Here is a 24,210-nt window from a genome sequence, read left to right on the forward strand (position 1 = left end):
CTCAGCCCTCCCTCGCCGCCGCGCACACCGCGCGACAGATCCGTGCCACGTCGTCGTCACCGGTCACGTACGGCGGCATGGTGTAGACGAGATCGCGGAACGGCCGCAGCCACACGCCCTCGCGCACCGCTGCCTCGGTCGCCGCCGCCATGTCCACCTCGTGGTCGAGCTGGACGACGCCGATGGCGCCCAGCACGCGCACGTCCCGGACCCCGGGCAGTTCGGCCGCGGCCGCCAGACCGTCGCGCAGACCCGCCTCGATCCGTTTGACCTCCTGTTCCCAGTCCTGGCCGAGCAGCAGCTCGATGGAGGCGCAGGCGACGGCCGAGGCGAGCGGGTTGCCCATGAAAGTCGGGCCGTGGGCGAGCACCGGTACCTCGCCGCGCGAGATGCCCTCGGCCACCTCGCTCGTGCACAGTGTCGCGGCCATCGTCAGATAGCCGCCGGTCAAGGCCTTGCCCAGGCACATCACATCGGGGGAGACCCCGGCGTGTTCCGCGGCGAAGAGCTTCCCCGTCCGGCCGAACCCGGTGGCGATCTCGTCGAACACCAGCAGCACACCGCTGGCGTCGCACGCCTCGCGCAGCACGCGCAGATAGCCCGGCGAGTGGAACCGCATCCCGCCGGCCCCCTGGACCACCGGCTCCACGATCACCGCGGCCAGTTCATCGGCGTGGTGCGCGATCAGTTCCCGCAGGTGTGTCGCGTACGCGGCGTCCGGCTCCGCGTCGAAACCGGCCGGGGGCTCGTCGGCGAAGACCTGCCGTGGCAGCGCCCCCGACCACAGTTCGTGCATGCCGCCCTCGGGGTCGCACACCGACATGGGCTGCCAGGTGTCCCCGTGGTACCCCCCGCGCCAGGTCAGCAGTCGCTGCTTCGCGGGCCGGCCGGCCGAACGCCAGTACTGCAGGCACATCTTCACGGCGACTTCGACCGAGACCGAGCCGGAGTCGGCGAGGAACACGTGCCGCAGCGGCTCCGGGGTGATCTCGACCAGCCGGGCCGCCAGCCGCACGGCGGGCTCGTGGGTGAGCCCGCCGAACATCACATGGCTCATCCGGTCCAGCTGACCGCGGGCCGCCTCGTTGAGCACCGGATGGTTGTAGCCGTGCACCGCCGACCACCAGGAGGACATGCCGTCCACCAACTCGCGCTGCCCGTGGGCCGGTTCGGCGAGCCGGAGCCGTACCCCGGAAGCGGACTCCACGACCAGCGGCTCCTGCCGGCCCGGCATCGGGCCGTAGGGGTGCCAGACGTGTGCCCGGTCCAGTGCGCGCAGACCGGCGGGGGAGAGCGGCTCAGGCATTGGGTGCGAGATCCGTTCCCGCGCCGCGACGGCGGACCGACACCAGATCCGTGCGTGCCGCCGGGACCTCCGCGGCTTCGGCGGCAGCCGCCTCCGCCCCGGAGCCGTCGCCGCAGGGCGCACAGCCGCCGGAGTGCGAACCGCAGCCGTCCGCCTGCGTGCTGCCGCCCCCCCCGGAGTGCGCGGCGCAGCCACCGCCCGCTTCCGCGCGGTGCCGGGGGAGCGTGGTGGTGCCCGCGCCCTCGACCTCGAAACCCGCGTCCGCGATCATGTCGAGGTCGGTCTGTCCGGCCTGGCCCTCGCTGGTCAGATAGTCGCCCAGGAAGATCGAGTTGACCAGGTGCAGGGCGAGCGGCTGCATCGAACGCAGATGCACCTCGCGCCCGCCGGCGAGCCGTACCTCGACATCCGGGCAGACGAAGCGCACCATCGCCAGGATCCGCAGACAGCGCTGCGGGGTCAGGTTCCACTCCTTGGCGAGCGGGGTCCCCTCGAACGGGATCAGGAAGTTGACCGGTACCGAGTCGGGGTCGAGCTCGCGCAGCGCGAAGACGACATCGACCAGATCGGAGTCGCTCTCACCCATTCCGGCGATCAGCCCCGAACAGGCGGAGAGCCCGGCCGCCTGAGCCTGGTGCACCGTCTCCACCCGGTCCGCGTAGGTGTGGGTGGTCGTGATCGCCCCGTATGTTCCCTCGGACGTGTTGAGGTTGTGGTTGTACGCGTCGGCCCCCGCCGAGCGCAGCCGGCCGGCCTGGCCTTCGGAGAGCAGACCGAGGCAGGCACAGACCTCGACGCCCTCGTTCTGTTCCTTGATCGCCTCGATGGTCTGCGAGACCCGGTCGACGTCCCGGTCGGTCGGACCCCGGCCACTGGCCACCAGGCAGACCCGCTTGGCGCCACCCGCCACCCCGGCGGCAGCCGCCCTGGACGCCTCGTCGGGCTTCAGCCAGGTGTACTTGAGGATCTCGGCCTTGGAGCCGAGGCGCTGCGAGCAGTACGAGCAGTCCTCCGGGCAGAGCCCCGACTTCAGGTTGACCAGATAGTTGAGCTTCACGCGCCGCCCGAACCACTGACGGCGTACCTTTCCGGCCGCGGCCACCACGTCGAGCAGATCGTCGTCCGGGGTGGCCAGTACGGCGAGCGCTTCTTCACGGGTCGGCAGCTCGCGCCGCAGCCCCTTCTCCACCAGCGTGTTCAGGAGGTCCATGGCGATGATCCTGACGCACCGCAGGCCTCCGAGCCAAGGAAGAACCGGACAACAGAGAGCCTTCAGGGTGTGTGCATGGCCACACCCTGTCCGGCTTCGCCCCCGGTTAAGGTCTGTGAGTTGCCTACAAAAGGGACTGCCCATGCCCTTCGCCCCGTTCGACTGGATGGACGACGAGGCCCGCCGCCGTGCGGACACCGGACTGGTCCGCACGCTCCGGCCCCGGCCCGCGGAATCGGAACTGCTGGACCTTGCCAGCAACGACTACCTCGGCCTGACCAGACACCCGGAAGTGACCGAGGCGGCGGCCGACGCCGCGCGCCGCTGGGGTGCGGGGGCCACCGGATCGCGCCTGGTGACCGGTTCCACCGCGCTGCACGCCGAACTCGAACGGGAACTGGCCGACTTCTGCGGTTTCGAGGCGGCCCTCGTCCTCTCCTCCGGCTACGCGGCCAACCTCGCCGCCCTCACCGCCCTCACCGGCCGGGGCGCCCTGATCGTGTCGGACGCGGGCAACCACGCCTCGATCGTCGACGGCTGCCGGCTCTCCCGGGCCGAGACCGCCGTCGTGCCGCACGCCGACCCGGACGCGGTGCGCAAAACCCTGCACGCGCACGACGGCAGGGCGCTGGCGGTCACCGACTCGGTCTTCTCCGTCGACGGCGACGCCGCTCCGCTGGGCGCGCTGGCCGAGGCCTGCCGCGACGAGGACGCCGCGCTGCTCGTCGACGACGCGCACGGTCTGGGGGTCCTCGGAGAGGGCGGGCGCGGCACGCTCGCGGCGGCGGGCCTGGCGGGCGCAGAGGGCATCGTGGCCACGCTGACCCTTTCCAAGTCGCTGGGCAGCCAGGGCGGCGCGGTCCTCGGGTCCGCCCGGGTCATCGACCACCTGGTCAACACCGCCCGCACGTTCATCTTCGACACCGGTCTCGCCCCGGCGGCCGCCGGCGCCGCACTGGGCAGCCTGCGGCTGCTGCGCCGCGAACCGGAACGGGCCGTCCGGGCCCGTACGGTCGCCACCGCACTGTACGACCGGCTGACCTCGGCGGGTCTGACCGCCGTACGCCCGGACGCGGCCGTCGTCTCGGTGCGGGCGCCCTCGGCCGACGCGGCGGTCCGCTGGGCGGCCGACTGCCGTGCGGCCGGTATGGCGGTGGGGTGCTTCCGGCCGCCCTCGGTGCCGGACGGCATCTCCCGGCTGCGGCTGACCGCACGCGCCGATCTGACGGACGAGCAGATCGCGACCGCGGTCACGATCGTGCGGCGGACCGCTCCGGACGCCTGAGACGACACCCGCGTCGTCCGGCGCCGTTGACCGGTCCGCCGCGTCGCGTCAGCGGACCGGGCCGAGGCTCAGGCCGGCGACGAAGGAGGTCCAGGCCGCGGCCGAGAACTGCAGCGGCGGCCTGGACACATCCTTGGAGTCGCGCACGGCCAGCCGTCTGCCGCCGAACGGCGCGGCTTCCACGCAGTTGTTCATTCCCGTGCTGCGGCTGCTGCGCCGCCAACGTAACGCGTGCTGTGCGAGGCAATCCGACATGACGCCCCCCTCGGGCAGTCCGTAGTTACTGACCGCCGCGGTCGATCGTGGCGATCAGGTCCAACGAGTGCTCCGGCGACAGCGCGTGCGCCTGCAGAGCGCGGAAGGCCGAGCTGTACGCCTCAAGGTCTTCTTTCCGCTCCAGATAGAGGCTACTCGTCAAGTGGTCAAGAACGACCACATCCAGATCAGAAGTGCTCGGAAACGAGAAGATTACGAAAGGTCCGGTGAGGCCGACATAGCCGCCGACCGAGAACGGCAGCAACTGGAGGTTCACATGCGGAAGCCGGGCCAGCCGGATGAGATGGCGGAGCTGCTCCCGCATGACCCGCCCGCCGCCCACCGCGCGTCTCAGCACCGCCTCGTCGAGCACCGCGCTCAGCCTCAGCGGCGGATCGCTCCTGAGCACCCCCTGCCGGGCGAGCCGCACCTCGACCAGCGAGTCCAACTGGCCGGCCGGCAGGCCGTCGAGCGAGGCCCGGGTCACCGCGCGTGCGTAGTCCGCTGTCTGCAACAGGCCCGGAACCACCGAGGTTTCCAGGGTGCGGGCGGTGCGCGCCTGTGACTCCAGACTGATGAAGTCGCGGTACTGGGGCGGAATGAGCCCGCGATAGGCATGCCACCAGCCCGCGCCGCCACCGCCCGCGGAGCCCGCGAGTGTCTCCAGGACCTCCCGCAACTGCGGGTCGTCCACGGTGTAGGCGTCCAGCAGCCGGGTGACGTCCGCCGGCCGCACCCCGCTGACGCCCGTCTCGATCCGGCTCACCTTCGACTGGTGCCAGCCGAGCAGTTGAGCGGCCTCCCGGCTGGTGAGGCCGGATGTGTGGCGCAGACTCCGTAACTCCTCCCCGAGCTTGCGGCGTCGCACCGCGGGGCCGTGCTGCATGTGGTGGCTCCCCTCCCAGTCCCGGCCGGCCACTCCGTGCCGAGCGGACAGTGTGCCGCTCCCGCACGGTATCCAGCGAAGAGTTCACCGCTTTGAGCGACAGATATATGCATATCTTGGTGGATCGCCGTCACAGAGGGCAGCATCAATGGCAATCTGGCGCGAAGCACAGCACAGCGCGGACCGGTCGCGGGTCGGTTTCGGGCGGGAAAGGGGCGGCCGGTCATGGCGGACCAACAAGAGGCGAGTGTCACGCTGCCGAGCGAGCCGGTTTCGGTCTCCGCGGCCCGTAGGTACGTGGCCCGGGTATTGGCCGAATGGGGGCTGTCGGAGGGGAGCGATGCCGCCGACACCGTCCGGCTCATCGTCTCCGAGCTCGCCACCAACGCCGTCCAGCACACGTTCGGCCAGTCGCCCACCTTCACCGTGGACCTCCGCCTGGAGCGCGAGGAACAGCTGTACCTCGGGGTGACGGACAGTCACCCGCGCTGGCCCCGACGGCTGCCCGCCGCCGTCCAGCAGGACAACGGGCGCGGCATGGTGATCATCCGCTCGCTGGCCAAGGAGTACGGAGGCCGGCTGACCGTCACACCCACCGCCGAGGGCGGCAAGACCGTCTGGATCGCACTCCCCTGGAACGTCCCCGTCCAGGGCTGACCGCACCCGGCCCGGTGGTCACTGGGGCGCGGCGGAGCGGCTGAATCCGCTGCGCAACAGGGCCCGCAGGGTCGCCGCCGCGGCGCTCGACCGGTCACCGCGGTGCACCACGGAGATGGTCCGCCGGAACGCGGCCGGCGCCAGCCTCCGCACCGAGAGCGGCGTCGGTGACATCGCGGCGACCATCTCGGGCACCACCGCGATCCCGATGCCCGCGCTGACGAGCGCGCACACCAGCGCGTATCCGGGCGACTCGCAGACCACCGCGGGCAGCGCCCCCGCCTCGGCCAGCGCGCTCTCCACCCCGCGCCGCGGCGGATGGGCGGGCGCGCTGCTGATCAGCGGGCGGCCCGCGAGGTCCGTCACCGGCAGCCGTCCGCTGCCGTCGGCCAGCACCTGGCCGACCGCGGTGATCAGTACCAGCTCCTCGACGAGCAGGGGCTCGGCGCTGACGCCCGAGGGGAGCGACTCCGCGGCGGCCGGTTCGTAGGCGTGCGTCAGCGCGAGGTCGACCTCACCCGACGCCACGGCCGCCACCCCGCCGGGCGGCTCGAACTCCGTGACGAGCAGCTCCACATCCGGGTGTGCTCGGCGGAAGGCGCTCAGCACCGGAGGCAGCAGATGGACGCCGGCCGTGGTGAAGGTGCCGACCCGCAACCGCCCGCCGGAGAGCCCGGCCAGCCGGGCCAGCTCGTGGCGCGCCTGGTCCATCTCGTCCAGGACCCGCCGGGCCCGGCCCGCGAGCAGCTCACCCGCGGCGGTGAGCCGGGCACCCCGGTGGTGCCGGACCAGCAGCGCGGCGCCGGCCTCCCGCTCCAGCTTGGCGAGCTGCTGGGAGAGCGCGGGAGCGGTATAGCCCAGCCGGGCGGCGGCCCGGGTGATCGAACCGGCCTCCGCGACCGCCACCAGCGCCGCCAGCCGCGTCGGGTCGTACATTAAGCATTCCTTTTGGCAGACCCACAAGATTGCAAGTACATGCTAAAGGCTGTTCGGGTCCAGGGTGGAGCCATGGATGCCCAACTGACTGCCTTCCTCGGAGTCGCCGCCGTGATGGTCGCGCTGCCCGGAGCGGATTTCGCCGTCGTCGTACGCAACGCTCTCGCCTCGCGCTCCGCGGGGGTGGCGACGGCGCTGGGCGTGGCCGGGGGCCTGCTCGTCCACACCGCGCTCGCCGTCGCCGGGCTGGCCGCCGTGCTGGTGGCGGTGCCGGTGCTGTTCCGCACGGTCCAGCTCCTGGGCGGGGCGTACGTCCTCTACCTGGGCATCAGCGCCCTGCGTGCGGCCCGGCGCCGCCCTGGGCAGGCCACGGGGGCCGGCGAAGCCGCGGCAGGCCAGGACGGTGGCGCGCACGCCACGGACGGGACCCGGCGCGCACTGCGCCAGGGCTTCCTGACCAACGCGCTGAACCCCAAGGCGCCGGTGCTCTTCCTGAGCCTGCTTCCGCAGTTCGTCCCGTCCGGGGCCGCCCCGCTGCCCCGGACGCTGCTGCTCGCCGCGATCGTCGTCCTGCTCGCGCTGATCTGGTTCCCGGCCGTGGCGCTCCTGGTGGACCGGCTGGGCCGGTGGCTGCGCCGGCCGCGCACCGCCCGCGCGATCGAGGGCGGCAGCGGCGCGGCACTCACCGTGCTGGGAGCTGTGCTGGTGGCGGGCACCCTGCCGCACTGACGCCGGGTGCGCGCCCCGGCGGCGGGCGGTGGTGTCAGTTGACCCGGCCGTAGTAGACGCTCTTCGTCCAGATCCTCTCCAGCCGCACCACGGCACCGGTCTTCGGTGAGTGCCAGATCTTGCCGCTGCCCGCGTAGATGCCCACGTGGAAGATGCTGCGGCCGGAGTGGAAGAAGACCAGATCACCGCGCTGCCGCTTCGAGGCCGAGATGTGACGGGTCTTGTTGTACTGCTGCTGGGCCGTGCGCGGGAGCTTCTTGCCCGCCTTCTTGAACGAATAGAGCGTCAGACCCGAACAGTCGAAACGGCTGGGGCCGGTGGCGCCCCACCGGTACGGCGATCCCTTCTTCGACGCGGCGATGGTGAGCGCCTTCATCGAATGCGTCGCTGCCTGGGCGTCGGTCACGGCGCCGGGGACGAACAGCGTGCCGCCGACGGCGGCGAGAGTCAGAGCCGAGGCCGTCGTGGCCCGGGTGAGGAGAGACGGGACATGAACCTGCGCAGTCATGCGCAACCCTTCGTCAGCCGCCTGTGAAGGATGACCTGTCGGGTTCGGGCTGGCGAAGTCGCCCGGCCGCACGTGGCGGCTTCACCCCGAGGGACGACCGGATCCCCGGTCGGCCCGTTGTGCTCGGGTCCTCCACTCCTGCCGATCCACTCCTGTCGACCAGGCATCCGGGCAGCGGCAGGACTCGGCGTCCGCCCGGACCGCCCCGCCGCGGTGGCGGGGGCTTGTCGTCCCAGGGATCTTGACTCACCGAACGCCGGATTTCCGAGGCGAAACAGTGATATGTGAGGCTCATCACCACTGACCCGTTCGGGTGGACAGGGGGCCATACGGGGAGGTGCCGCACCTCTCCGTAAGGTGCGGCACCAGGGGCGGAACGGGAGATTTCACCCATGACACACCTCGAAAGCGCAAGTTGAGCTGTCCCTCCTGAGAGGTAACACCTACGCCGAACGAGCGAGATAAATTGGTCCGCCCGTCGGGCGTGTCGGCGCAAGGGAGTTGATCAACTCGGCGGGGCGGGTGGCACGGTGAGCCGCCCGGCGCGGCGCTCCCCGTCCAGCACCCGTAGCGCCCGCGTCAACGTGGCGGAGTGGATCCGCCTTTCACCCCGCTCGTGCATCAACGCGAGCGCGTCCCGCAGTGCCGCGGCGTGCGAGGCGAGCGCCTGCGCGGCGCGCAGGGCCCCGTAGGTGTCGTCGGCGCGGGCCGGGTTGATCCGGCCCAGTTGGTCGACGACCTCCAGGTAGCGGTCGATGAACTCGCCCTCCGCGCGGGTCAGGGCGGGCAGCGGCGGGAGCTCGGGCGGCTGCATCAGGGGTTCACCCCAGGGCGGGCGGCAGCGGTGCGGGCCCGCGGTTCTGCACGATGTGGTCGATCAGCCCGTAGGCCCTGGCGCCCTCGGCGTCGAGGATGAGGTCGCGCTCGGTGTCGGCGCTGATCCGCTCGGCGGAGCGGCCGGTGTGGCGGGCCAGCATGCCCGTCAGCGTCTCGCGCATCCTGGCCAGTTCCCGGGCCTCGATCTCCAGGTCGGACGGCTGTCCCTGCACCGGCTCGGAGAGCTCGGGCTGCTGCATCACGACCCGCGCGCCGGGCAGCGCGTGCCGCCGGCCGGGGGCCCCCGCGGCCAGCAGGACGGCCGCGCCCGCGCCGGCCTGGCCGAGGCAGAACGTCTCCACCTCGCAGGTGAGGTAGGTCATCGTGTCGTACACCGCCGTCATGGCTCCGAACGAGCCGCCGGGTGAGTTGATGTAGAGCTGGATGGGCCGGTCGGGTGCGTCGTGCTCCAGGTACATGAACTGTGCGACCAGGTCGTTCGCCGCGATGTCGTCGACCGGGGTGCCGAGGAAGACGACGCGCTCGGCCAGCAGCTTGGAGTACGGATCGAGCGTGCGCGTCCCCTGGGACGTGCGCTCGGTGAACTCGGGCAGTACGTATCGGGCGGCGGGGCGGTGCATGGCGCGGGACCTCTCCTCCGGGCGCGCGGGGGCCCGTGTGGGGGCGCGCGCACGCTTCCGTAAAAAATGTACAGGACGTACAGAAGTTACGATGTGGAGCATGGCCTACGAGATTCCGGTGACGCAAGCCCGAGCTGAGCTCGCCGAGCTGATCAACCGCGTCGTCTACGGCGGTGAGCGAGTGGTCGTGACGCGGCACGGCAAGCCGCTCGTGGCCCTGGTGTCAGCCGCTGACCTGGAGAGACTTGAGGGAGAGGAGACGGCTGAGCAGGAGCAGGTGATCAGTTCGGTCTCCTCGATCCACTCCTCCTCTTCCGCTCCCGGCGAACGGAACCGCTTCGGGATCGCGGCGGAACACCGAGGGCGGCACGACCCCGGGAGCTGACGGAAATGCCGTGCACCCCGCCCGTGGAGGGCAGGGGCGCACGGCATCGCACCGTCCGGCACGCCCCCGGACGGCCGGCGCGATGTGCCCATCGGGGCCGCAGGCTCGGGACGATTCGTCATGCGGACGGCGATGTCCGGTGGCGCCGGGCCGGGAGCGTGGAGGACGGCCCGTGGGAGCTCATGTCCATGGATGTGCAAAAGATCAGTTAACGCGCCGGAAAAACTTCGGCTCTAACGTGCAATACCTCGCCGCATGACACCAGTTCTGTATTCAACAGTCTGTTGAAGGGGGCTAGTGTCGCGCTGCGCCCAGGGCCGGTACTGGGCGGACGACTGTGAGGTGGACACGTGCAACTGACCCCGCACGAGCAGGAACGTCTGCTCATTCACGTAGCCGCGGAGGTGGCGGAGAAGCGCCGCGCCCGCGGACTGCGGCTCAACCACCCCGAGGCGGTGGCCCTCATCACCGCCCATCTGATGGAGGGCGCCCGCGACGGCCGTACGGTCACCGAGCTGATGGCGTCCGGGCGCAAGGTGCTCAGCCGCGACGACGTGATGGACGGCATAGCCGAGATGATCCACGACGTGCAGGTCGAGGCGACCTTCCCGGACGGCACCAAACTCGTCACCGTCCATGACCCGATCGTCTGACGGGCCGCCGCCGATGATCCCTGGCGAGATCCTGTACGCGGACGGGCCGGTGCCGCTCAACGCGGGCCGCACCGTCACCCGTCTCACTGTCCTCAACGCCGCCGACCGGCCGGTCCAGGTCGGCTCGCACTACCACTTCGCCGAGGCCAACCCCGGTCTGGAGTTCGACCGGACGGCAGCCCGCGGCCTGCGGCTGAACATCGCCGCCGGAACCGCTGTCCGCTTCGAGCCCGGTATACCCGTCGACATCGAACTCGTGCCCCTGGCCGGACGGCGCGTCGTCCCCGGCCTGCGCGGCGAGACCGGAGGTGCTCTCGATGGCTGAACTCCATCGCGCCGTGTACGCGGACCTGTTCGGTCCCACCACCGGCGACCGGATCCGCCTCGCCGACACCGATCTGCTCGTGGAGATCGAGGAGGACCGCTGCGGCGGGCCCGGACTCGCGGGCGACGAGGCGGTGTTCGGCGGCGGCAAGGTGATCCGCGAGTCCATGGGGCAGGCGCGCACCACCCGCGCCGAGGGCGCCCCCGACACGGTCGTCACCGGGGCCGTCATCATCGACCACTGGGGCATCGTCAAGGCGGACATCGGCATCCGCGACGGCCGGATCACCGGGATCGGGAAGGCCGGAAACCCCGACACCATGGACGGTGTCCATCCCGAACTGGTCATCGGCCCGGAGACCGAGATCATCGCGGGCAACGGGAAGTTCATCACCGCGGGCGCCATCGACGCGCATGTGCACTTCATCTCGCCGACCCTCATCGACCAGGCGCTCTCCAGCGGCATCACCACGCTCGTCGGCGGCGGCACCGGACCGGCCGAGGGCAGCAAGGCCACCACCATCACCCCGGGCCCCTGGCACCTCGCCCGGATGTTCGCGGCGCTGGAGGCCTACCCCGTCAACATCGGCCTGCTCGGCAAGGGCAACACGATGTCCCGCGACGCCATGCACTCCCAGCTGCGCGCGGGGGCGCTCGGGTTCAAGATCCACGAGGACTGGGGGGCGACACCCGCCGTCATCGACGCCTGCCTGGGCGTCTGCGAGGAGACCGGCGCCCAGCTGGCCATCCACACGGACACGCTCAACGAGGCCGGGTTCGTCGCCGACACCCTGGCCGCCATCGCCGGGCGCTCCATCCACGCGTACCACACCGAGGGGGCGGGCGGCGGGCACGCACCCGACATCATCAGCGTCGTCTCGGAGCCGTACGTCCTGCCCAGCTCCACCAACCCGACCCGGCCGCACACCGTCAACACCATCGACGAACACCTCGACATGCTGATGGTCTGCCACCACCTGAACCCCACCGTCCCGGAGGACCTGGCCTTCGCGGAATCACGGATCAGACCCTCCACCATCGCGGCGGAGGACATCCTCCACGACCTCGGCGCCATCTCGATCATCTCCTCCGACTCCCAGGCCATGGGCCGCATCGGCGAGGTCGTCCTGCGCACCTGGCAGACCGCGCACGTGATGAAGAGGCGCCGCGGCGCACTGCCCGGCGACGGGCGCGCCGACAACCACCGAGTCCGTCGCTATGTCGCCAAATACACCATCAATCCGGCGGTCGCCCAGGGCCTCGACCAGGAGATCGGCTCCGTCGAGAGCGGCAAACTCGCCGATCTGGTCCTGTGGGAACCGGCGTTCTTCGGAGTGAAACCGCAGACCGTCATCAAGGGCGGCCAGATCGCGTACGCGCAGATGGGGGACGCCAACGCCTCCATCCCCACCCCGCAGCCCGTCCTGCCCCGGCCGATGTTCGGCGCCGTCGGCCGGGCCCCGGCCGCCAACTCCTTCAACTTCGTGGCGCGGGCGGCGATCGAGGACGGGCTGCCGGAGCGGCTCGCGCTCGGGAAGCGCTTCGTCCCGATCACCAGCACCCGGGGGGTCGGCAAGGCCGACATGCGGGAGAACGACGCGCTGCCACGGGTCGACGTCGACCCCGACAGCTTCGCCGTCACCATCGACGGTGAACCGGTCGAACCGGCGCCCGCCGCCGAACTCCCCATGGCCCAGCGCTACTTCCTCTTCTGATTCCTCTGAATCCGCTGCCCCTTCTGCTCCCTTCCGGCCCTTCTGAGAGCGGTCCCCTGATGAACCGAGCAGCCCTGCTCGTCCTGGCCGACGGCCGGTTCCCCGCCGGTGGCCACGCCCACTCCGGCGGCGCCGAACCCGCCGTCGAGGCAGGGCGCGTCCGCGACGCGGACGACCTCGCCGCGTTCTGCCGGGGCCGCCTCCACACCACCGGTCTGACCGCCGCCGCGCTCGCCGCGGCGGCGGCCCACGGGCGCGACCCGCTCGCCCTCGACGAGGCCGCCGACGCCCGCACCCCCTCGCCCGCGCTGCGCGCCGTCGCCCGCAGGCTCGGCCGCCAACTGATGCGGGCGGCCCGTGCGACCTGGCCCAGCGGGGAACTCGACGCGCTCGCGCGGGCCCGGCCGCGTGGCGTCCATCAGCCCGTCGTGCTGGGTCTCACCGCCCGCGCGGCCGGGCTCGGTCCCGAGGACGCCGCGTACTGCGCCGCCTACGAAGCGGTCAGCGGACCGGCCACGGCGGTGGTCAGGCTGCTCTCCCTCAACCCGTTCGACGCCACCGCCGTCCTCGCCCGGCTCGCTCCCGAACTCGACCACGTGGCAGGGCTGGCGGCGGCCGCCGCCGGCGGGAGCATCGACGAGCTGCCCGCCGCCTCCGCCCCGCTGCTCGACATCGCCGCCGAGGCCCACGCGGCCCGGCCGGTCCGGCTGTTCGCCTCGTAACCCCGCCCGTGACCGGCCCGCAGACCAGCCCCGCAGACCCGCTCGTCGCCCCGAAACAGCACAGGAGCCGCACATGCACCTCGACCACTCCCATCCCGGCCCGGCTGCCGTCGGCGCCGACGCCGCACGCCCCGACGGCAGCCGCCGGGCGCTGCGCATCGGGCTCGGCGGACCCGTCGGCTCCGGCAAGACCGCGACCGTGGCCGCGCTCTGCCGCACCCTGCGCGACCAGCTGTCCCTCGCGGTCGTCACCAACGACATCTACACGCGCGAGGACGCCGCGTTCCTGCTGCGCAACGCGGTACTGCCGCCCGAGCGGATCCAGGCCGTCGAGACCGGGGCCTGCCCGCACACCGCGATCCGCGACGACATATCCGCCAATCTCGAAGCCGTCGAGGACCTGGAGGACGCGGTGGGACCGCTCGACCTCATCCTCGTCGAATCCGGCGGCGACAACCTCACGGCCACCTTCTCCAAAGGACTCGTCGACGCCCAGATCTTCATCATCGACGTGGCGGGCGGCGACGACATCCCGCGCAAGGGCGGACCCGGGGTCACCACGTCCGATCTGCTCGTGATCAACAAGACCGACCTGGCCCCCTACGTCGGATCCGACATCGGCCGGATGGCCAGGGACGCCGCGGAGCAGCGGGGCGAACTGCCCGTCCTGCTCACCTCGCTCACCTCGGGCGAGGGCGTCGGGCCGGTGGCCGACTGGGTGCGGGGGCGGCTCGCCTCCTGGAACGCATGAGCGTCCGGGCCACCGCCCGGGTCACCGCCGTCCGCGACGACCGGGGCGCCACCTCGCTGCCCGTCCTGGAGAGCGAGGGGCCCCTCGCCCCGCGGCGGACCAGATCCCTGACGGCCGGATCGGCCCGCGTCACCGTCGTCGGCGCGATGAGCGGGCCGCTCGGCGGCGACCGGCTCGCCATCGAGGTCCGGGCCGAGCCGGGCGCCCGGCTCACCGTCGACTCGGCCGCGGCGACGGTCGCGCTGCCCGGTCCGGGGTCCGACAGCGGACCCGCCCACTACGAGGTACGTCTGACGGCGGGGGAGGGGGCCCGGCTCGACTGGCTGCCGGAGCAGCTCATCTCCGCCCACGGCAGCGAACTGATCATGAGGACCACCGCCGAACTCGCGCCCACCGCACGCCTGGTGCTGCGTGAGGAACAGATCCTCGGCCGCCACGGGGAGACCACCGGCACCCTCTTCAGCCGGCTCACCGTCCGCCGCGGAGGGCGCCCGCTCCTCGACCAGCAGACGGCCCACGGACCCGGCGCCCCCGGCGGCTGGGACGGTCCGGCCGTGCTCGGTGGATACCGCGCCGTCGGACAACTGCTCTTCGTGGAGCCGTCGTTCGAGGAGCGGGGGCCGGAGAGCCGGCTGCTGGGGCCGACCGCCGTCCTCACCCGCCTCGCCGGCCCCGCCGTGCTGGTGACCGCGGTGGCCGCCGACGCGAAGGAGCTGCGGGCCGTGCTGGACCACGCGCAGGAGGAGCTGAAGACCGACGGGCCCGGCTGACGGCTCACCCCGTACGGTCGTACCGCTCCAGCCAGGCGTCCTCCGCCGCGTAGTCGAAGAGTCCCGTCCCGTAGGACCGCGCCATGGCGGGGTAGGCGTCCGTCCAGTCGCGCCCCGCCAGTCGCGCGGTGATCCACTCGACGGTCTCCGGGAGCGACTCGGCGTATCCCGTCACCGGCCGGTAGCCGAGCTCCCGTTCGGCGGCCGTGAGGTCGTACACGATCGGGTGAGGGGCACCCCAGGGCGACAGGCCGACGCCCTCGGGCGGGGCGGCGCCCGCGATCAGCACGGTCTCGGTCTCCCGCCCCAGCACCGCGTCGACCGCCTCACCGATCTCGGCGACCGTCGGCGCCTGCGGGTCGGCGGCGTTGAGCACTCGGGAGCCCGGACGCAGGGCGGCCAGCCGGATCAGCTCGGCGGCGTTGGAGGAGTGCAGCGGATGGAAGCGCGAGCTGCCGCCGTACGCCAGCACGCGCCGGGCGCGGCCGTCCAGGGCGCGTTTCACGAAGTAGAGCTCGCGCGGTGAGCGGCAGTACGGACCGTGCACCGCACCCGCCCGCAACAGCGTGACGGGCAGTGCCTCGCCCGCCGCGAGGAGATCCCGCTCCAGCTGGATCTTGCGGGTTCCGTACGTCGAATCGCCCGGCTCGACGGTCGGCTGCGACTCCGGGATCGGCACCGGGTAGCGGGGCGATCCGTCGGGCTCGCCCTGCGTATCGAAACTGCGGCCGTGTTCGTCCGCGTACACCGCACCGCTGGAGACGACGACAGCCGAACCGATCCGGTCCGCGAGGTCCGTCAGCTGCCGGGCGTGCTGTCCGCCGTACGCGACCATGTCGACCAGTACGTCACAGCCGTTCCCGAGCGCCGTCGCGAGCGCGCCCTCCTCGTCGCGGTCGAGCGCGACCGTGCGCACCCCCTCGTCCCAGCGCTCGTCACGGCCGCCGCCGCGCGAGGCCGCGGTCACCGTCCACCCGTCCTCGGCGAGCGAGCGCACCGCCGCCCGCCCGATCTGGCCCGTCGCTCCCAGCACCCATGCGTGTCCCTTGCTCATGCAGAGCACACTATGAGGCGCGCGGAGCCCGGACCTGCGGGGTTCACCCACCGCGAATCCGCCGTCAGCGTCGCAGTTTCGGGAACTTTCCCGGGCGTTCCGCCGGTCCGTCGGCCTTCACCTTGGCCGCGTACTCGTCGACGTACTCCTGTCCGGAGAGGCTCAGGATCGCGTACATGATCTCGTCGGTGACCGCCCGGATCGCCGCCTTCTCGTTCTCCAGCCCGGCGTAGCGGGAGAAGTCCAGCGGCTCGCCGAAGCGGATGGTGACCTGCTTGAGGCGCGGCACGACCTTGCCGGGAGGCTGGATCTCGAAGGTGCCGACCATGGCGCACGGCACCACCGGCACCTGCCCCCTGATGGCCATCACCGCCACCCCGACCTTGCCCTTGTAGAGCCGGCCGTCGTGCGAACGGGTGCCCTCCGGATAGATGCCCAGCAGCTCACCCCTGCTCAGCACCCCGAGGCCCTCGCGGATCGCGGCCTGCCCCGCCTCCTTCCCGGACCGGTCCACCGGGATCTGGCCGGCGCTGCGGAAGAAGGCGGCGATCAGCCGGCCCTTCACACCGGGACCGGTGAAGTACTCGGCCTTCGCGAGGAAGGTGATGCGGCGTCTGATGATCGCGGGCATCAGGAAGTGGTCGGAGAACGACAGATGATTGCCCGCGACGATCGCTGCGCCGTCCGCCGGAATGTGCTCCGTTCCTTCGATGACGGGGCGGAAGAACAACCGCAGCAGCGGCCCCAGGACGACGTACTTGAGCAGGTAATAGAACACGGGGCGGCTCCCAGTTCGACTCCACAGCTGCGTTTTGCCAGGTCAGCGGAGATCTCGGCAGAGGACACCATATGTGCAGCCGTCGTCCCGTCTACCCGCGCCCGGCGAGTCGATGCCGGTGCGTCGGCACCGGCTCCGGGACGCCCCGGCACCACACCGCCCCCTGCCGGACATCCGGCAGGGGGCGGTGGAGCGGGCGGGAAGGGTGGAGCGGGCGGGACGGTCAGGGCGCGGTGCCCCAGGAGAGCGCGCCGGTCACGTACACGCCGATCTTCGGCGCGTCGGCGTAGCTCGTGGTCGTCGAACGGCTGTAGTCGTCCGCCTCGTTGAAGTTGGACCAGTCGCTCTTGTTCAGCCGCAGCTGCATCTCACCCGTGGAGGCGCCCGCGGCGAGCGTGCCGCTGCCGAAGCCGACCTCCAGGTAGTGGCTGGCACCGGCCGCCGAACCGGCGGTCTTCACACCGTGGGTCAGGTTTCCGCAGCCGATCACCGCGTAGTCGCAGGAGGTGCCGAAGGTGGAGGCCCCGGCCTCGGGGGTGAACCAGTACCGCACCTTCACCGTGGACAGGTCCACAGCGGTGCTGCCGGTGTTGACCAGTTGCAGGCCCATCCGGATCTGGTTGTCGGTGGCGGAGGAGTCGGTGTTCTTGTACTGGGCCTTGAGTGCGCCCGTTCCGGTGCCGCCGCCCGCGGAGGTGGTGGCGGAGAGCGCGCCGGAGGCGGACGACACGTTGCCGGCCGCGTCCTTGGCCTTGACCGTGTAGCTGTAGGCGGTCGAGGCCGTCAGACCGGTGTCCGTGTACGAGGTCGTGGTGGTGGAGCCCACTTTCACTCCGCCGCGGAACACGTCGTAACCGGTCACCCCGGTGTCATCGGTCGACGCGGTCCAGGACAGCGAGACGCTGCCGCTGGTCTTCGCCGTGACGGTCAGGCCGGTGGGCGCGGTCGGCGCCTGGGTGTCGGTGCCGCCGCCGGGGGTGCCGTCGAGCGGCGGGTAGGCGTTGCGGACGAGCTCCTGGAACTGCGCGGAGAACCAGTGACCCGCCAGCGGGGAGTTGGGCAGTGCGCCGGTCAGGTTGTTGCCGTTGCGCCCGTTGCCGGTGTACGTGGGGTCGCACATCCGGTCGAAGCCCTTGCCCTCGTCGTTGTCGATGGGGGCGCTGTTGCCGTCCGACTCGCCCGGCGGCTTGGCCCAGACGTAGGCGTCGATGCCGGGCTCCGGTGCGGCGGTGGGACGCTCACCGATGCCGGCGCCGCTCTGGTTGCACCAGTTGCCCGCGTGGATGCGCCGGTCGATCCGGCCGCCGTCGATGTAGGCGTCCACGCTGGTCTGCGGCCCGGGGCCGGCGGGCCGGTGGCTGCCGCCCCAGCCGTTGCGGGCGGTGTCGATCAGCATGCCGATGTTCGAGGCGAAGCCCTGGCTCACCAGCTCGGTGCGCAGCGCCTTGGCGAACGACAGCTCATCGACGTAGTAGTTCCAGTCGATCCACTTGGACTGCCGGACCTGGGTGCCGTTGACCGTGTCGCCGACCGTGAAGTTGGGCTCCTTGAGGGCCGAGTAGTTCGCCGTGTTCACGATGAAGCCCGTGACGTCGGAGACCGTGGCCCCTTCCGACGTAGCGGCCTTCTTGAACTCCTGCGCCGCCGGGACGAAGTTGGAGTCCCAGCCCAGCCAGCCGTGGTGTGCCGCGTCGACGTAGTTGTACACGTTCGGAATGGCACCGAGGGTGTGCAGGGCGTACCCGACACCCTTCTCGTAGTTGCCGTTCGCCTTCATGGTCGCGCAGGCCTCGGTCGAGCCGGCCGAACCGCCCGCGTTGGTGACCAGGTTGGGCAGCGAGTCCGGCTCGATGATCGTGACGATGCGCAGGTTCGCGTACGCCGGGTCCGCGAGGATCTCGGAGATCGGGTCGATGTAGTCGTCCTTGTACCGGCCCAGCTCGGTCGGGCCGAGCTCCCCGTTGGACGCCAGCGCGGCGCAGTCCCGTCCGGGCAGGTCGTAGATGACGACCTGGAACAGGTTGGCGCCCTGGTCCAGCGCCGTGTCGAGGTGCTCGCGCAGGCTCATCGCCTCGGCCGAGCCCTCGATGGCCGCGATGCGGTCCATCCAGACGAATCCCGGTTCGTCGGCGATGGCGCTGCCGCCCGGCTCGGCCGCCGCCTTGGCGGACCAGTCGGGGTTCACGTATGCCGTGGCGCCCACATAGGGGTTGTCGACCCGCGCCGCCGCCGAGGCGGGGGCGGGAATGGCGACCGCCAGTGCCGCACCCATGGCCAGGGCGGAGAGTGCGGCCAGCCTGCTGCGTAGCCGGTGCGTGATGGTGCCTCTGGTTCTCATTGCGGCTCCGTGCTCCTCTCGTACGTCCGCGGAAGCTCCCCGCGGACGGTTCGTGGGGGTGTTGCCGGGGGCGGGACCGGTCGGTCCCGGCACCCCCTTCGGGCCGCCGTCGGCGGGGACGGCGGTCGGGGTGTTTCCGGTGAGGCGGGTGGTGGTGTCCCGATGGCGGGCTCAGCGGGGCGGATGGGGCCCGCCATCGGGAGTGCGGTGTGGTGGCCGCCGCGGTCGGCGGACGGTCAGGGTTCGACTCCCCAGGCGAGGTCCCCGGCCACGTAGGCCGTGACCTCCGGGGTGTCGCCGTACGAGGTGCCTGAGCCGTGGCTGTAGTCGTCCGACTCGTCGAAGTCCGACCAGTCGGTCTTGCTCAGCCGCAGCTGGATCTCCCCGGTGGAGGCGCCCGGCGCCAGGCTGCCGCCGGTGAAACCCACCTCCAGGTAGTGGTCCGCCCCGGCCGAGGGGGAGCCCGGCGCGGCGACCCGGTGGGTGACCGTGGCGCAGCCGAGCGGTGACCAGTCGCACCAAGTGGCGTACGTGGAGGCTCCGTTGTCTCCGGTGAACCAGTAGCGGACGGTCACTTCCGAGAGGCTGACCGCCGTGGTACCGGTGTTCACGACTTGGAGACCCGGCTTGATCTGGTTGTCACCGGCAGAGGAGTCACCGCTGCGGTACCGCACCTTGATCGCGCCGGGTTCCCCGCCGCTGTCCTCGCCGCCGAGCGCGGTGCGCACGGCGGCGTAGGCGGGCTTCGGCGAGAGGTTCTCGTCGTACAGGCCGGCCGAACCCTCGCCGGGGAACGTGTTCGGGATCCAGGAGTACTTGTCCGTGTAGTCCCACGCGGTGATGCCGACACAGCGCTCGACCGCCAGGCAGGCCTCGACGACCTGCCGGTAGTAGGAGGACTGGGTGGCCGTCCTGGCCGCGTCGGCCGGCAGCTGCATGCGGACGTCGAGTTCGGTGACCGCGACATCGAGGCCGAGAGCGGCGAACCGCCGCATGTTCTCGCGCATCTCGTACGGGAAGCCGTACTGCACGGCCAGATGGGCCTGCATCCCGACGCCGTCCAGCGGTACGCCCTCGTCGATCAGCTCACTCGCCAGGGCGTACATGGCGTCGCTCTTCGCGCCGAGACCCTCGATGTTGTAGTCGTTGAGGTACAACTTCGCGTCCGGGTCGGCGGCGTGCGCGGCGCGCAGGGCGGTGGCGATGTAGTCGCTGCCCATCGCGGAGTAGAAGGGGCTCGTGCGGAAGGTCCCGTCCTCGTTGAACGGCTCGTTCACCACGTCCCAGGCGGCCACCGCGCCCCGGTAGTGCGTGGCCTCCCGCGTGATGTGGTCGGTCATCGCCGCCTCGACCCGCGACGACGGCAGCGCGGCCACCCAGCCGGGCAGCTGGCTGTGCCAGACGAGCGTGTGGCCGCGCACGGTCTGGCCGTGCTGCCGCGCGAAGTCGGTGATCACGTCGCCCTTGGTGAAGTCGAACCGGCCCTCGGCCGGCTCCGTGGTGTCCCACTTCATGGAGTTGCCCGGGGTGATCTGCCCGAACTCGGACCCGAGGGTCGCCGCGTAGGCGGCGTCGGACAGTTCGGGATTGTCCGTGGCGGAGCCGAAGTACTTGCCCTGGGCCGCGGCGAGTTCATGCAATGTGCCCTGTGGGGCCGCGGTCGCCGGCCCGCCCAGCAGGGTGGAGGCGAGGGCGAGGGTGCCGGCCAGCAGGACCGGGATTCCTCCGGTCCGGCCGCGCCCGCAGCGCTTCACCAAGTTCATGACAAACGCCTTCCTCTGTCGGGCGGCGCGGAACGGGCCCGGGGCGCGGCTGCGCCCCTAAGAGCCCGTCTCGGCACCCGGTATCGGGGGAGAGGGGAGGGGGTGGAGTGTGCAAGTCTTGATTGTGGGAGCGCTCCCAAAGTGGCGTGGTGATAGGCACCTGTCAAGACTTAAATCACAACTGGCTTACGGGCGCGTTAACGCGGTCATACGTCGAACGAGCCCTGGAAGGAGCCTGGTTGCCGGCGTCCGGACGCGGTCGCCGGCTCCGTCGGCAGGCGTTCGCATCCGCGTCGTGGCGGCTGTGCGCGGTCCTCCCGGGCAGACGCGGGGGCCTCCCGGGTGGATGCGTATGGTGACGGGGGAGTCACCTCGCGTCGGACGCGCACCGGCGCCCGGACCGCCCCGGAGCCGCCACGTCGCGCCGCCGGGCCGGGCGGGAGCGTCCACCGCGAGGCGGGGGAGAAGCGCCTGGCGGGAGGTGCGGACGCGAGAGCGGGGGCGGCGGGACGTGGGCCGGGCGCACCCCGGCCGCGCGGCGCGGAGACGCTCGGGTCCGGACAGCCTCCACCTCGTACCGCGCGCCGACCAGGCGTGTACCGATCGCCACGCGGAGTGACGGGCGGCCTGCCCGGCGGCCCATCCGCGAGGCGTCCCCGGCGCGGCGTTCACCGTGCGCGATGGCACACGCGGCGGCAGCGGCCGCGCCTCACCGGCGGGCGGGGCCGGTGCCGCCTCCCGTACTCCGGCCGGACCCTTCCGGGCGGAGTACCGGCATCCGGAGGCGGGGCGCGCGGCGCGGCTCCTTGTCACGGCGACGGTGCCGGGGTGGGGTGGCCCCGCAGTCCCGAGCCACTGATCCCGGAGCACCGGAGCCCGACATGCGCGTGCGCGCCGCCCTTGCCACCGCCGTCCTGACCGTCCTGCTGCCCCCCGGTTCGGCCGTGCCCGCCGCGGCCGCGCCGCATCCGGCGCCGGACCGGGGGGTTCTCCTGACCGTTTCCGGGAGCGGGAACACCTGGATCCGTGGGGTCGTCCTGCACTGCCCGCCGGGCCCCGGTGACCGGCACCCCGACGCGCTCGGCGCCTGCGCGGCGCTCGACGCGGCGGACGGGGACTTCGACGCCCTCGCCGGTGACCCGCATCCGTGCACCTATCAGGACGAGCCGGTGACCGTCACGGCCGAGGGCGTCCGGCAGGGCGGAGCCGTCGACTGGCGGCACACGTTCTCCAGCGCATGCCTGATGGACGCGGTCACCGGGCCGGTGTTCCGCTTCTGAGCCGCTGGGTTCCGCGTCGCCGCGTTCTGCCTCGCCGGGCTCCGGGCTGCCGGGCTCACGTCTCGCGGGTGGCGACCATTCCGATCGTGATCAGCCCCAGCACCACCCAGCCGAACCAGAGCCAGCCGTTGCTCCCCAGCGCCACCGTGTACCCGGTGACCGTCACCAGGGCCCCTATGGTGAGCACTCCCATGGTCTTCGTGGATCCGGACATGCGCGCACGCTCCTCGTCGGCCGCGCGGCCGTTACTGCCATCGTCACCCCGAAGGCATGTCCGGCGCTACTGTCCGCGCGCCTGCAACGAGGCGAGATACGCGTTGTACGCGTGAAGCTCCTGGTCGCCGTCGCGGTCCGCCGCGCGGTCCGAGCGCTTCGCGGTCCGCTGATCCGAGCGGTACCACTGGAAGACCAGGGCGAGCAGCACCAGCACCGAGGGGATCTCACTGAACGCCCAGGCGATCCCGCCCGCCGCGTTCTGGTCGGACAGGGCGTCGATGCCGAGGGAGGCCGACGGGTTCTTGTAGACCTCGACCATGGGCTGGGAGGCCATCATCAGCGCGATGCCGAAGAACGCGTGGAACGGCATCCCGGCGAACAGTTCCAGCATCCGCAGCAGATAACCCGGGCGGTGCGGCCCCGGGTCGATGCCCATGATCGGCCAGAAGAAGACCAGACCGACCCCGAGGAAGTGCACCATCATCGCGAGGTGCCCGGCCGTCGAGCCCATCAGGAAGTCGAAGAGCGGGGTGAAGTACAGGCCGTACAGGCTGGCGATGAAGAGCGGGATGGTGAACACCGGATGCGTGATGACCTTCATGTACCGGCTGTGCAGCAGCATCAGGAGCAGCTCGCGCGGCCCCTTGCTGCCACGCGACGCGACCGGCAGGGCACGCAGCGCGAGTGTCACGGGTGCGCCCAGCAGCAGCAGGATCGGCGACAGCATGCTGATCACCATGTGCTGCACCATGTGGACGCTGAACATGACCATGCCGTAGTCGTTGAGCTTGGTGCACATCACCAGGGCGATGCTCAGCACACCGATGACGAAGAAGACGATCCGGTTGACCGGCCAACCGTCCCCGCGCCTGCGCAGCCGCACCACCGCGTACCCGTACAGGAGCACGGCGAGCACGCAGCCGATCAGGAAGATCGGGTCCGCGGAGAACTGGAGCCCGCGTCCCAGCGTGAACGGCGGCAGATCCATGTTCATGCCGTGCCCGCTGTGATCCATCTGTTCACTCCTGAAGGGGGCGCCGGGACGTCCCCGTTTCGTGCCGGTTGTCCCGACCAGAGTAGAACTGCCCCCGGCCGCGCTCGCGGCCGGGGGCAGTCCTCAGACGGTGGTGTCGCTCAGAGCACGCACTCGGCCTCGCCGTACCGCTCGGCCGGCACCGTCTTCAGGGTCTCCACGGCCTCCGCGAGCGGGACCATGGTGATGTCCGTGCCGCGCAGTGCCGTCATCATGCCGAACTCGCCCCGGTGTGCCGCCTCCACCGCGTGCCAGCCGAACCGGGTCGCGAGGACCCGGTCGTACGCGGTCGGCGTGCCGCCGCGCTGCACATGGCCGAGGATCACCGGGCGGGCCTCCTTGCCCAGGCGCTGCTCCAGCTCGATGGAGAGCTGGGTCGCGACGCCCGCGAAGCGCTCGTGCCCGTAGATGTCCTTCACGCCCGACTGGAACTCCATGGAGCCCTCGCGCGGCTTCGCGCCCTCGGCGACCACGACGATCGCGAACTTCTTGCCGGCCGAGAAGCGCCGGCCGACCAGCTCGGTCAGCTCGTCGATGTCGAAGGGGCGCTCGGGGACGACGATGGCGTGCGCGCCGGCCGCCATCCCGGAGTGCAGGGCTATCCAGCCGGTGTGACGGCCCATGACCTCGACGATCATGACCCGCTGGTGGGACTCCGCGGTGGTCTTCAGCCGGTCCAGGGCCTCGGTGGCCACGCCCACGGCGGTGTCGAAACCGAAGGTCACATCGGTGGAGGCGATGTCGTTGTCGATCGTCTTCGGTACGCCGACGATCGGCAGCCCCGCCTCCGACAGCAGGTTCGCCGCCTTGAGGGTGCCCTCGCCGCCGATCGGGATGATCGCGTCCAGCCCGAGGTCGTTGACATGGCCCCTGGCCTGTTCCACGCCACCGCGCAGGTGCGCGGGCTGGACCCGGGAGGAGCCGAGGATCGTGCCGCCACGGGCGAGGATGCCACCGACCGCGTCGAGGTCGAGCTTGCGGTAGTCGCACTCCAGGAGGCCCCGCCACCCGTCGTGGAAGCCGATGACCTCGTCACCGTGGTCGACCACCGCACGGTGGACGACGGAACGGATGACCGCATTGAGGCCGGGGCAGTCGCCACCGGAGGTGAGCACACCAATTCGCATTGCCCGGGAAACCTTTGCAACGTGGGCCGACGACCGGACCACGTCGTCCGGCTGGAATCCCGCCACCCTACC

General features: G+C 71.5%; 26 protein-coding genes and 1 riboswitch. Of the genes, 11 read left to right on the top strand and 15 right to left on the bottom strand.

Annotated elements, in window-relative coordinates; translation table 11 throughout:
• Position 1: 1 nt before the first annotated feature.
• On the bottom strand, positions 2 to 1,306 hold the full coding sequence (locus ACIP89_RS25510) for an adenosylmethionine--8-amino-7-oxononanoate transaminase (protein ID WP_401930533.1): 1,305 nt from the start codon (positions 1,304 to 1,306) through the stop codon (positions 2 to 4).
• Positions 1,299 to 2,516, bottom strand: coding sequence for a biotin synthase BioB (gene bioB, locus ACIP89_RS25515; RefSeq protein ID WP_402116917.1), 1,218 nt, complete (start codon positions 2,514 to 2,516; stop codon positions 1,299 to 1,301). Before bioB ends, ACIP89_RS25510 begins: the two co-directional genes overlap by 8 nt.
• Positions 2,517 to 2,658: 142 nt before the next feature.
• Here bioB and ACIP89_RS25520 point away from each other — a divergent pair, with 142 nt between their 5' ends.
• Positions 2,659 to 3,801: an 8-amino-7-oxononanoate synthase gene (locus tag ACIP89_RS25520; protein WP_402116919.1), complete on the top strand. Its 1,143-nt coding sequence runs from the start codon at positions 2,659 to 2,661 to the stop codon at positions 3,799 to 3,801.
• A 48-nt stretch (positions 3,802 to 3,849) separates the two neighbouring features.
• Here the strand turns inward: ACIP89_RS25520 and ACIP89_RS25525 are convergent, their stop codons facing one another.
• Positions 3,850 to 4,056, bottom strand: a complete 207-nt coding sequence (locus ACIP89_RS25525; protein WP_401928695.1) for a DUF397 domain-containing protein — start codon at positions 4,054 to 4,056, stop codon at positions 3,850 to 3,852.
• A gap of 25 nt (positions 4,057 to 4,081) precedes the next feature.
• Positions 4,082 to 4,942: a helix-turn-helix domain-containing protein gene (locus ACIP89_RS25530; RefSeq protein ID WP_402116921.1), complete on the bottom strand. Its 861-nt coding sequence runs from the start codon at positions 4,940 to 4,942 to the stop codon at positions 4,082 to 4,084.
• 225 nt (positions 4,943 to 5,167) lie between these two features.
• Here ACIP89_RS25530 and ACIP89_RS25535 point away from each other — a divergent pair, with 225 nt between their 5' ends.
• The gene (locus tag ACIP89_RS25535; RefSeq protein WP_401928699.1) at positions 5,168 to 5,599 is read left to right on the top strand and encodes an ATP-binding protein; all 432 of its coding nucleotides are present in this window, start codon (positions 5,168 to 5,170) and stop codon (positions 5,597 to 5,599) included.
• Positions 5,600 to 5,617: 18 nt separating this feature from the next.
• On the opposite strand, the gene ACIP89_RS25540 is transcribed toward ACIP89_RS25535, so the two are convergent.
• A complete protein-coding gene (locus tag ACIP89_RS25540; RefSeq protein ID WP_401928700.1) occupies positions 5,618 to 6,535 on the bottom strand; it encodes a LysR family transcriptional regulator in 918 nt (305 codons plus the stop codon).
• Positions 6,536 to 6,607: 72 nt separating this feature from the next.
• Between ACIP89_RS25540 and ACIP89_RS25545 the strand changes: the two genes are divergently transcribed.
• Positions 6,608 to 7,264, top strand: coding sequence for a LysE family translocator (locus tag ACIP89_RS25545; RefSeq protein ID WP_402116923.1), 657 nt, complete (start codon positions 6,608 to 6,610; stop codon positions 7,262 to 7,264).
• Between the two features lie 34 nt (positions 7,265 to 7,298).
• Here the strand turns inward: ACIP89_RS25545 and ACIP89_RS25550 are convergent, their stop codons facing one another.
• The 3 genes from ACIP89_RS25550 to ACIP89_RS25560 all read right to left on the bottom strand — a co-directional run bounded on the left by ACIP89_RS25550 (position 7,299) and on the right by ACIP89_RS25560 (position 9,229).
• Positions 7,299 to 7,772: a C40 family peptidase gene (locus tag ACIP89_RS25550; protein WP_401928704.1), complete on the bottom strand. Its 474-nt coding sequence runs from the start codon at positions 7,770 to 7,772 to the stop codon at positions 7,299 to 7,301.
• 3 nt (positions 7,773 to 7,775) lie between these two features.
• A riboswitch (cyclic di-AMP (ydaO/yuaA leader) is annotated at positions 7,776 to 7,948 on the bottom strand.
• 329 nt (positions 7,949 to 8,277) lie between these two features.
• Positions 8,278 to 8,586: a hypothetical protein gene (locus tag ACIP89_RS25555; RefSeq protein ID WP_401928706.1), complete on the bottom strand. Its 309-nt coding sequence runs from the start codon at positions 8,584 to 8,586 to the stop codon at positions 8,278 to 8,280.
• Between the two features lie 7 nt (positions 8,587 to 8,593).
• Positions 8,594 to 9,229, bottom strand: a complete 636-nt coding sequence (locus tag ACIP89_RS25560; RefSeq protein ID WP_402116925.1) for an ATP-dependent Clp protease proteolytic subunit — start codon at positions 9,227 to 9,229, stop codon at positions 8,594 to 8,596.
• Positions 9,230 to 9,329: 100 nt separating this feature from the next.
• Here ACIP89_RS25560 and ACIP89_RS25565 point away from each other — a divergent pair, with 100 nt between their 5' ends.
• From ACIP89_RS25565 to ACIP89_RS25595, 7 genes are all read left to right on the top strand, one after another.
• A complete protein-coding gene (locus ACIP89_RS25565; protein WP_402116927.1) occupies positions 9,330 to 9,614 on the top strand; it encodes a type II toxin-antitoxin system Phd/YefM family antitoxin in 285 nt (94 codons plus the stop codon).
• 350 nt (positions 9,615 to 9,964) lie between these two features.
• Complete coding sequence (locus tag ACIP89_RS25570; protein ID WP_402116929.1) at positions 9,965 to 10,267, top strand: urease subunit gamma; 303 nt, start codon at positions 9,965 to 9,967, stop codon at positions 10,265 to 10,267.
• Between the two features lie 13 nt (positions 10,268 to 10,280).
• Entirely contained in the window at positions 10,281 to 10,592 is a 312-nt protein-coding gene (locus ACIP89_RS25575) for an urease subunit beta (RefSeq protein ID WP_401930743.1), read from the top strand.
• Positions 10,585 to 12,306 (top strand): urease subunit alpha, encoded by a 1,722-nt coding sequence (locus ACIP89_RS25580; protein ID WP_401930550.1) that lies wholly within the window; start codon positions 10,585 to 10,587, stop codon positions 12,304 to 12,306. The genes ACIP89_RS25575 and ACIP89_RS25580 overlap by 8 nt, the downstream gene beginning before the upstream one ends.
• 59 nt (positions 12,307 to 12,365) lie before the next feature.
• A complete protein-coding gene (locus tag ACIP89_RS25585; protein ID WP_402116931.1) occupies positions 12,366 to 13,028 on the top strand; it encodes an urease accessory protein UreF in 663 nt (220 codons plus the stop codon).
• A gap of 73 nt (positions 13,029 to 13,101) precedes the next feature.
• Positions 13,102 to 13,779 (top strand): urease accessory protein UreG, encoded by a 678-nt coding sequence (gene ureG / locus ACIP89_RS25590; RefSeq protein ID WP_402116933.1) that lies wholly within the window; start codon positions 13,102 to 13,104, stop codon positions 13,777 to 13,779.
• Entirely contained in the window at positions 13,776 to 14,549 is a 774-nt protein-coding gene (locus ACIP89_RS25595; protein ID WP_402116935.1) for an urease accessory protein UreD, read from the top strand. The genes ureG and ACIP89_RS25595 overlap by 4 nt, the downstream gene beginning before the upstream one ends.
• 4 nt (positions 14,550 to 14,553) lie before the next feature.
• On the opposite strand, the gene ACIP89_RS25600 is transcribed toward ACIP89_RS25595, so the two are convergent.
• From ACIP89_RS25600 to ACIP89_RS25615, 4 genes are all read right to left on the bottom strand, one after another.
• Positions 14,554 to 15,603, bottom strand: a complete 1,050-nt coding sequence (locus ACIP89_RS25600) for an NAD-dependent epimerase/dehydratase family protein (protein WP_401930558.1) — start codon at positions 15,601 to 15,603, stop codon at positions 14,554 to 14,556.
• Between the two features lie 64 nt (positions 15,604 to 15,667).
• On the bottom strand, positions 15,668 to 16,381 hold the full coding sequence (locus ACIP89_RS25605; protein WP_401928722.1) for a lysophospholipid acyltransferase family protein: 714 nt from the start codon (positions 16,379 to 16,381) through the stop codon (positions 15,668 to 15,670).
• Between the two features lie 223 nt (positions 16,382 to 16,604).
• Entirely contained in the window at positions 16,605 to 18,719 is a 2,115-nt protein-coding gene (locus tag ACIP89_RS25610) for a glycoside hydrolase family 6 protein (protein ID WP_402116937.1), read from the bottom strand.
• A gap of 236 nt (positions 18,720 to 18,955) precedes the next feature.
• Positions 18,956 to 20,482 carry an endo-1,4-beta-xylanase gene (locus ACIP89_RS25615; RefSeq protein WP_402116939.1) on the bottom strand — a complete coding sequence of 509 codons (1,527 nt, stop codon included), beginning with the start codon at positions 20,480 to 20,482 and terminating at the stop codon, positions 18,956 to 18,958.
• An 881-nt stretch (positions 20,483 to 21,363) separates the two neighbouring features.
• Between ACIP89_RS25615 and ACIP89_RS25620 the strand changes: the two genes are divergently transcribed.
• The gene (locus ACIP89_RS25620; protein ID WP_402116941.1) at positions 21,364 to 21,762 is read left to right on the top strand and encodes an SSI family serine proteinase inhibitor; all 399 of its coding nucleotides are present in this window, start codon (positions 21,364 to 21,366) and stop codon (positions 21,760 to 21,762) included.
• Positions 21,763 to 21,817: 55 nt separating this feature from the next.
• Here the strand turns inward: ACIP89_RS25620 and ACIP89_RS25625 are convergent, their stop codons facing one another.
• The 3 genes from ACIP89_RS25625 to ACIP89_RS25635 all read right to left on the bottom strand — a co-directional run bounded on the left by ACIP89_RS25625 (position 21,818) and on the right by ACIP89_RS25635 (position 24,138).
• On the bottom strand, positions 21,818 to 21,976 hold the full coding sequence (locus ACIP89_RS25625; protein WP_390091109.1) for a hypothetical protein: 159 nt from the start codon (positions 21,974 to 21,976) through the stop codon (positions 21,818 to 21,820).
• 66 nt (positions 21,977 to 22,042) lie between these two features.
• The gene (locus ACIP89_RS25630) at positions 22,043 to 22,993 is read right to left on the bottom strand and encodes a cytochrome c oxidase assembly protein (protein ID WP_401928730.1); all 951 of its coding nucleotides are present in this window, start codon (positions 22,991 to 22,993) and stop codon (positions 22,043 to 22,045) included.
• 119 nt (positions 22,994 to 23,112) lie between these two features.
• Positions 23,113 to 24,138 (bottom strand): 6-phosphofructokinase, encoded by a 1,026-nt coding sequence (locus tag ACIP89_RS25635; protein WP_073736192.1) that lies wholly within the window; start codon positions 24,136 to 24,138, stop codon positions 23,113 to 23,115.
• Positions 24,139 to 24,210 lie beyond the last annotated feature (72 nt).

Origin of the sequence: Streptomyces sp. NPDC088730, assembly GCF_044751215.1 — a bacterium.
Taxonomy (GTDB): Bacteria; Actinomycetota; Actinomycetes; order Streptomycetales; family Streptomycetaceae; genus Streptomyces.

Excerpts from the sequence above, each read along its gene's own strand:
- ACIP89_RS25575 (WP_401930743.1), top strand. The coding sequence starts at position 10,281 with ATGATCCCTGGCGAGATCCTGTACGCGGACGGGCCGGTGCCGCTCAAC.
- ACIP89_RS25555 (WP_401928706.1), bottom strand. The coding sequence starts at position 8,586 with ATGCAGCCGCCCGAGCTCCCGCCGCTGCCCGCCCTGACCCGCGCGGAG.
- ureG (WP_402116933.1), top strand. The coding sequence starts at position 13,102 with ATGCACCTCGACCACTCCCATCCCGGCCCGGCTGCCGTCGGCGCCGAC.
- ACIP89_RS25595 (WP_402116935.1), top strand. The coding sequence starts at position 13,776 with ATGAGCGTCCGGGCCACCGCCCGGGTCACCGCCGTCCGCGACGACCGG.
- ACIP89_RS25550 (WP_401928704.1), bottom strand. The coding sequence starts at position 7,772 with ATGACTGCGCAGGTTCATGTCCCGTCTCTCCTCACCCGGGCCACGACG.
- ACIP89_RS25530 (WP_402116921.1), bottom strand. The coding sequence starts at position 4,942 with ATGCAGCACGGCCCCGCGGTGCGACGCCGCAAGCTCGGGGAGGAGTTA.
- ACIP89_RS25600 (WP_401930558.1), bottom strand. The coding sequence starts at position 15,603 with ATGAGCAAGGGACACGCATGGGTGCTGGGAGCGACGGGCCAGATCGGG.
- ACIP89_RS25510 (WP_401930533.1), bottom strand. The coding sequence starts at position 1,306 with ATGCCTGAGCCGCTCTCCCCCGCCGGTCTGCGCGCACTGGACCGGGCA.
- bioB (WP_402116917.1), bottom strand. The coding sequence starts at position 2,516 with ATGGACCTCCTGAACACGCTGGTGGAGAAGGGGCTGCGGCGCGAGCTG.
- ACIP89_RS25560 (WP_402116925.1), bottom strand. The coding sequence starts at position 9,229 with ATGCACCGCCCCGCCGCCCGATACGTACTGCCCGAGTTCACCGAGCGC.
- ACIP89_RS25545 (WP_402116923.1), top strand. The coding sequence starts at position 6,608 with ATGGATGCCCAACTGACTGCCTTCCTCGGAGTCGCCGCCGTGATGGTC.
- ACIP89_RS25620 (WP_402116941.1), top strand. The coding sequence starts at position 21,364 with ATGCGCGTGCGCGCCGCCCTTGCCACCGCCGTCCTGACCGTCCTGCTG.
- ACIP89_RS25610 (WP_402116937.1), bottom strand. The coding sequence starts at position 18,719 with ATGAGAACCAGAGGCACCATCACGCACCGGCTACGCAGCAGGCTGGCC.
- ACIP89_RS25580 (WP_401930550.1), top strand. The coding sequence starts at position 10,585 with ATGGCTGAACTCCATCGCGCCGTGTACGCGGACCTGTTCGGTCCCACC.
- ACIP89_RS25630 (WP_401928730.1), bottom strand. The coding sequence starts at position 22,993 with ATGGATCACAGCGGGCACGGCATGAACATGGATCTGCCGCCGTTCACG.
- ACIP89_RS25520 (WP_402116919.1), top strand. The coding sequence starts at position 2,659 with ATGCCCTTCGCCCCGTTCGACTGGATGGACGACGAGGCCCGCCGCCGT.
- ACIP89_RS25540 (WP_401928700.1), bottom strand. The coding sequence starts at position 6,535 with ATGTACGACCCGACGCGGCTGGCGGCGCTGGTGGCGGTCGCGGAGGCC.
- ACIP89_RS25565 (WP_402116927.1), top strand. The coding sequence starts at position 9,330 with ATGGCCTACGAGATTCCGGTGACGCAAGCCCGAGCTGAGCTCGCCGAG.
- ACIP89_RS25585 (WP_402116931.1), top strand. The coding sequence starts at position 12,366 with ATGAACCGAGCAGCCCTGCTCGTCCTGGCCGACGGCCGGTTCCCCGCC.
- ACIP89_RS25535 (WP_401928699.1), top strand. The coding sequence starts at position 5,168 with ATGGCGGACCAACAAGAGGCGAGTGTCACGCTGCCGAGCGAGCCGGTT.
- ACIP89_RS25615 (WP_402116939.1), bottom strand. The coding sequence starts at position 20,482 with ATGAACTTGGTGAAGCGCTGCGGGCGCGGCCGGACCGGAGGAATCCCG.
- ACIP89_RS25525 (WP_401928695.1), bottom strand. The coding sequence starts at position 4,056 with ATGTCGGATTGCCTCGCACAGCACGCGTTACGTTGGCGGCGCAGCAGC.
- ACIP89_RS25635 (WP_073736192.1), bottom strand. The coding sequence starts at position 24,138 with ATGCGAATTGGTGTGCTCACCTCCGGTGGCGACTGCCCCGGCCTCAAT.
- ACIP89_RS25625 (WP_390091109.1), bottom strand. The coding sequence starts at position 21,976 with ATGTCCGGATCCACGAAGACCATGGGAGTGCTCACCATAGGGGCCCTG.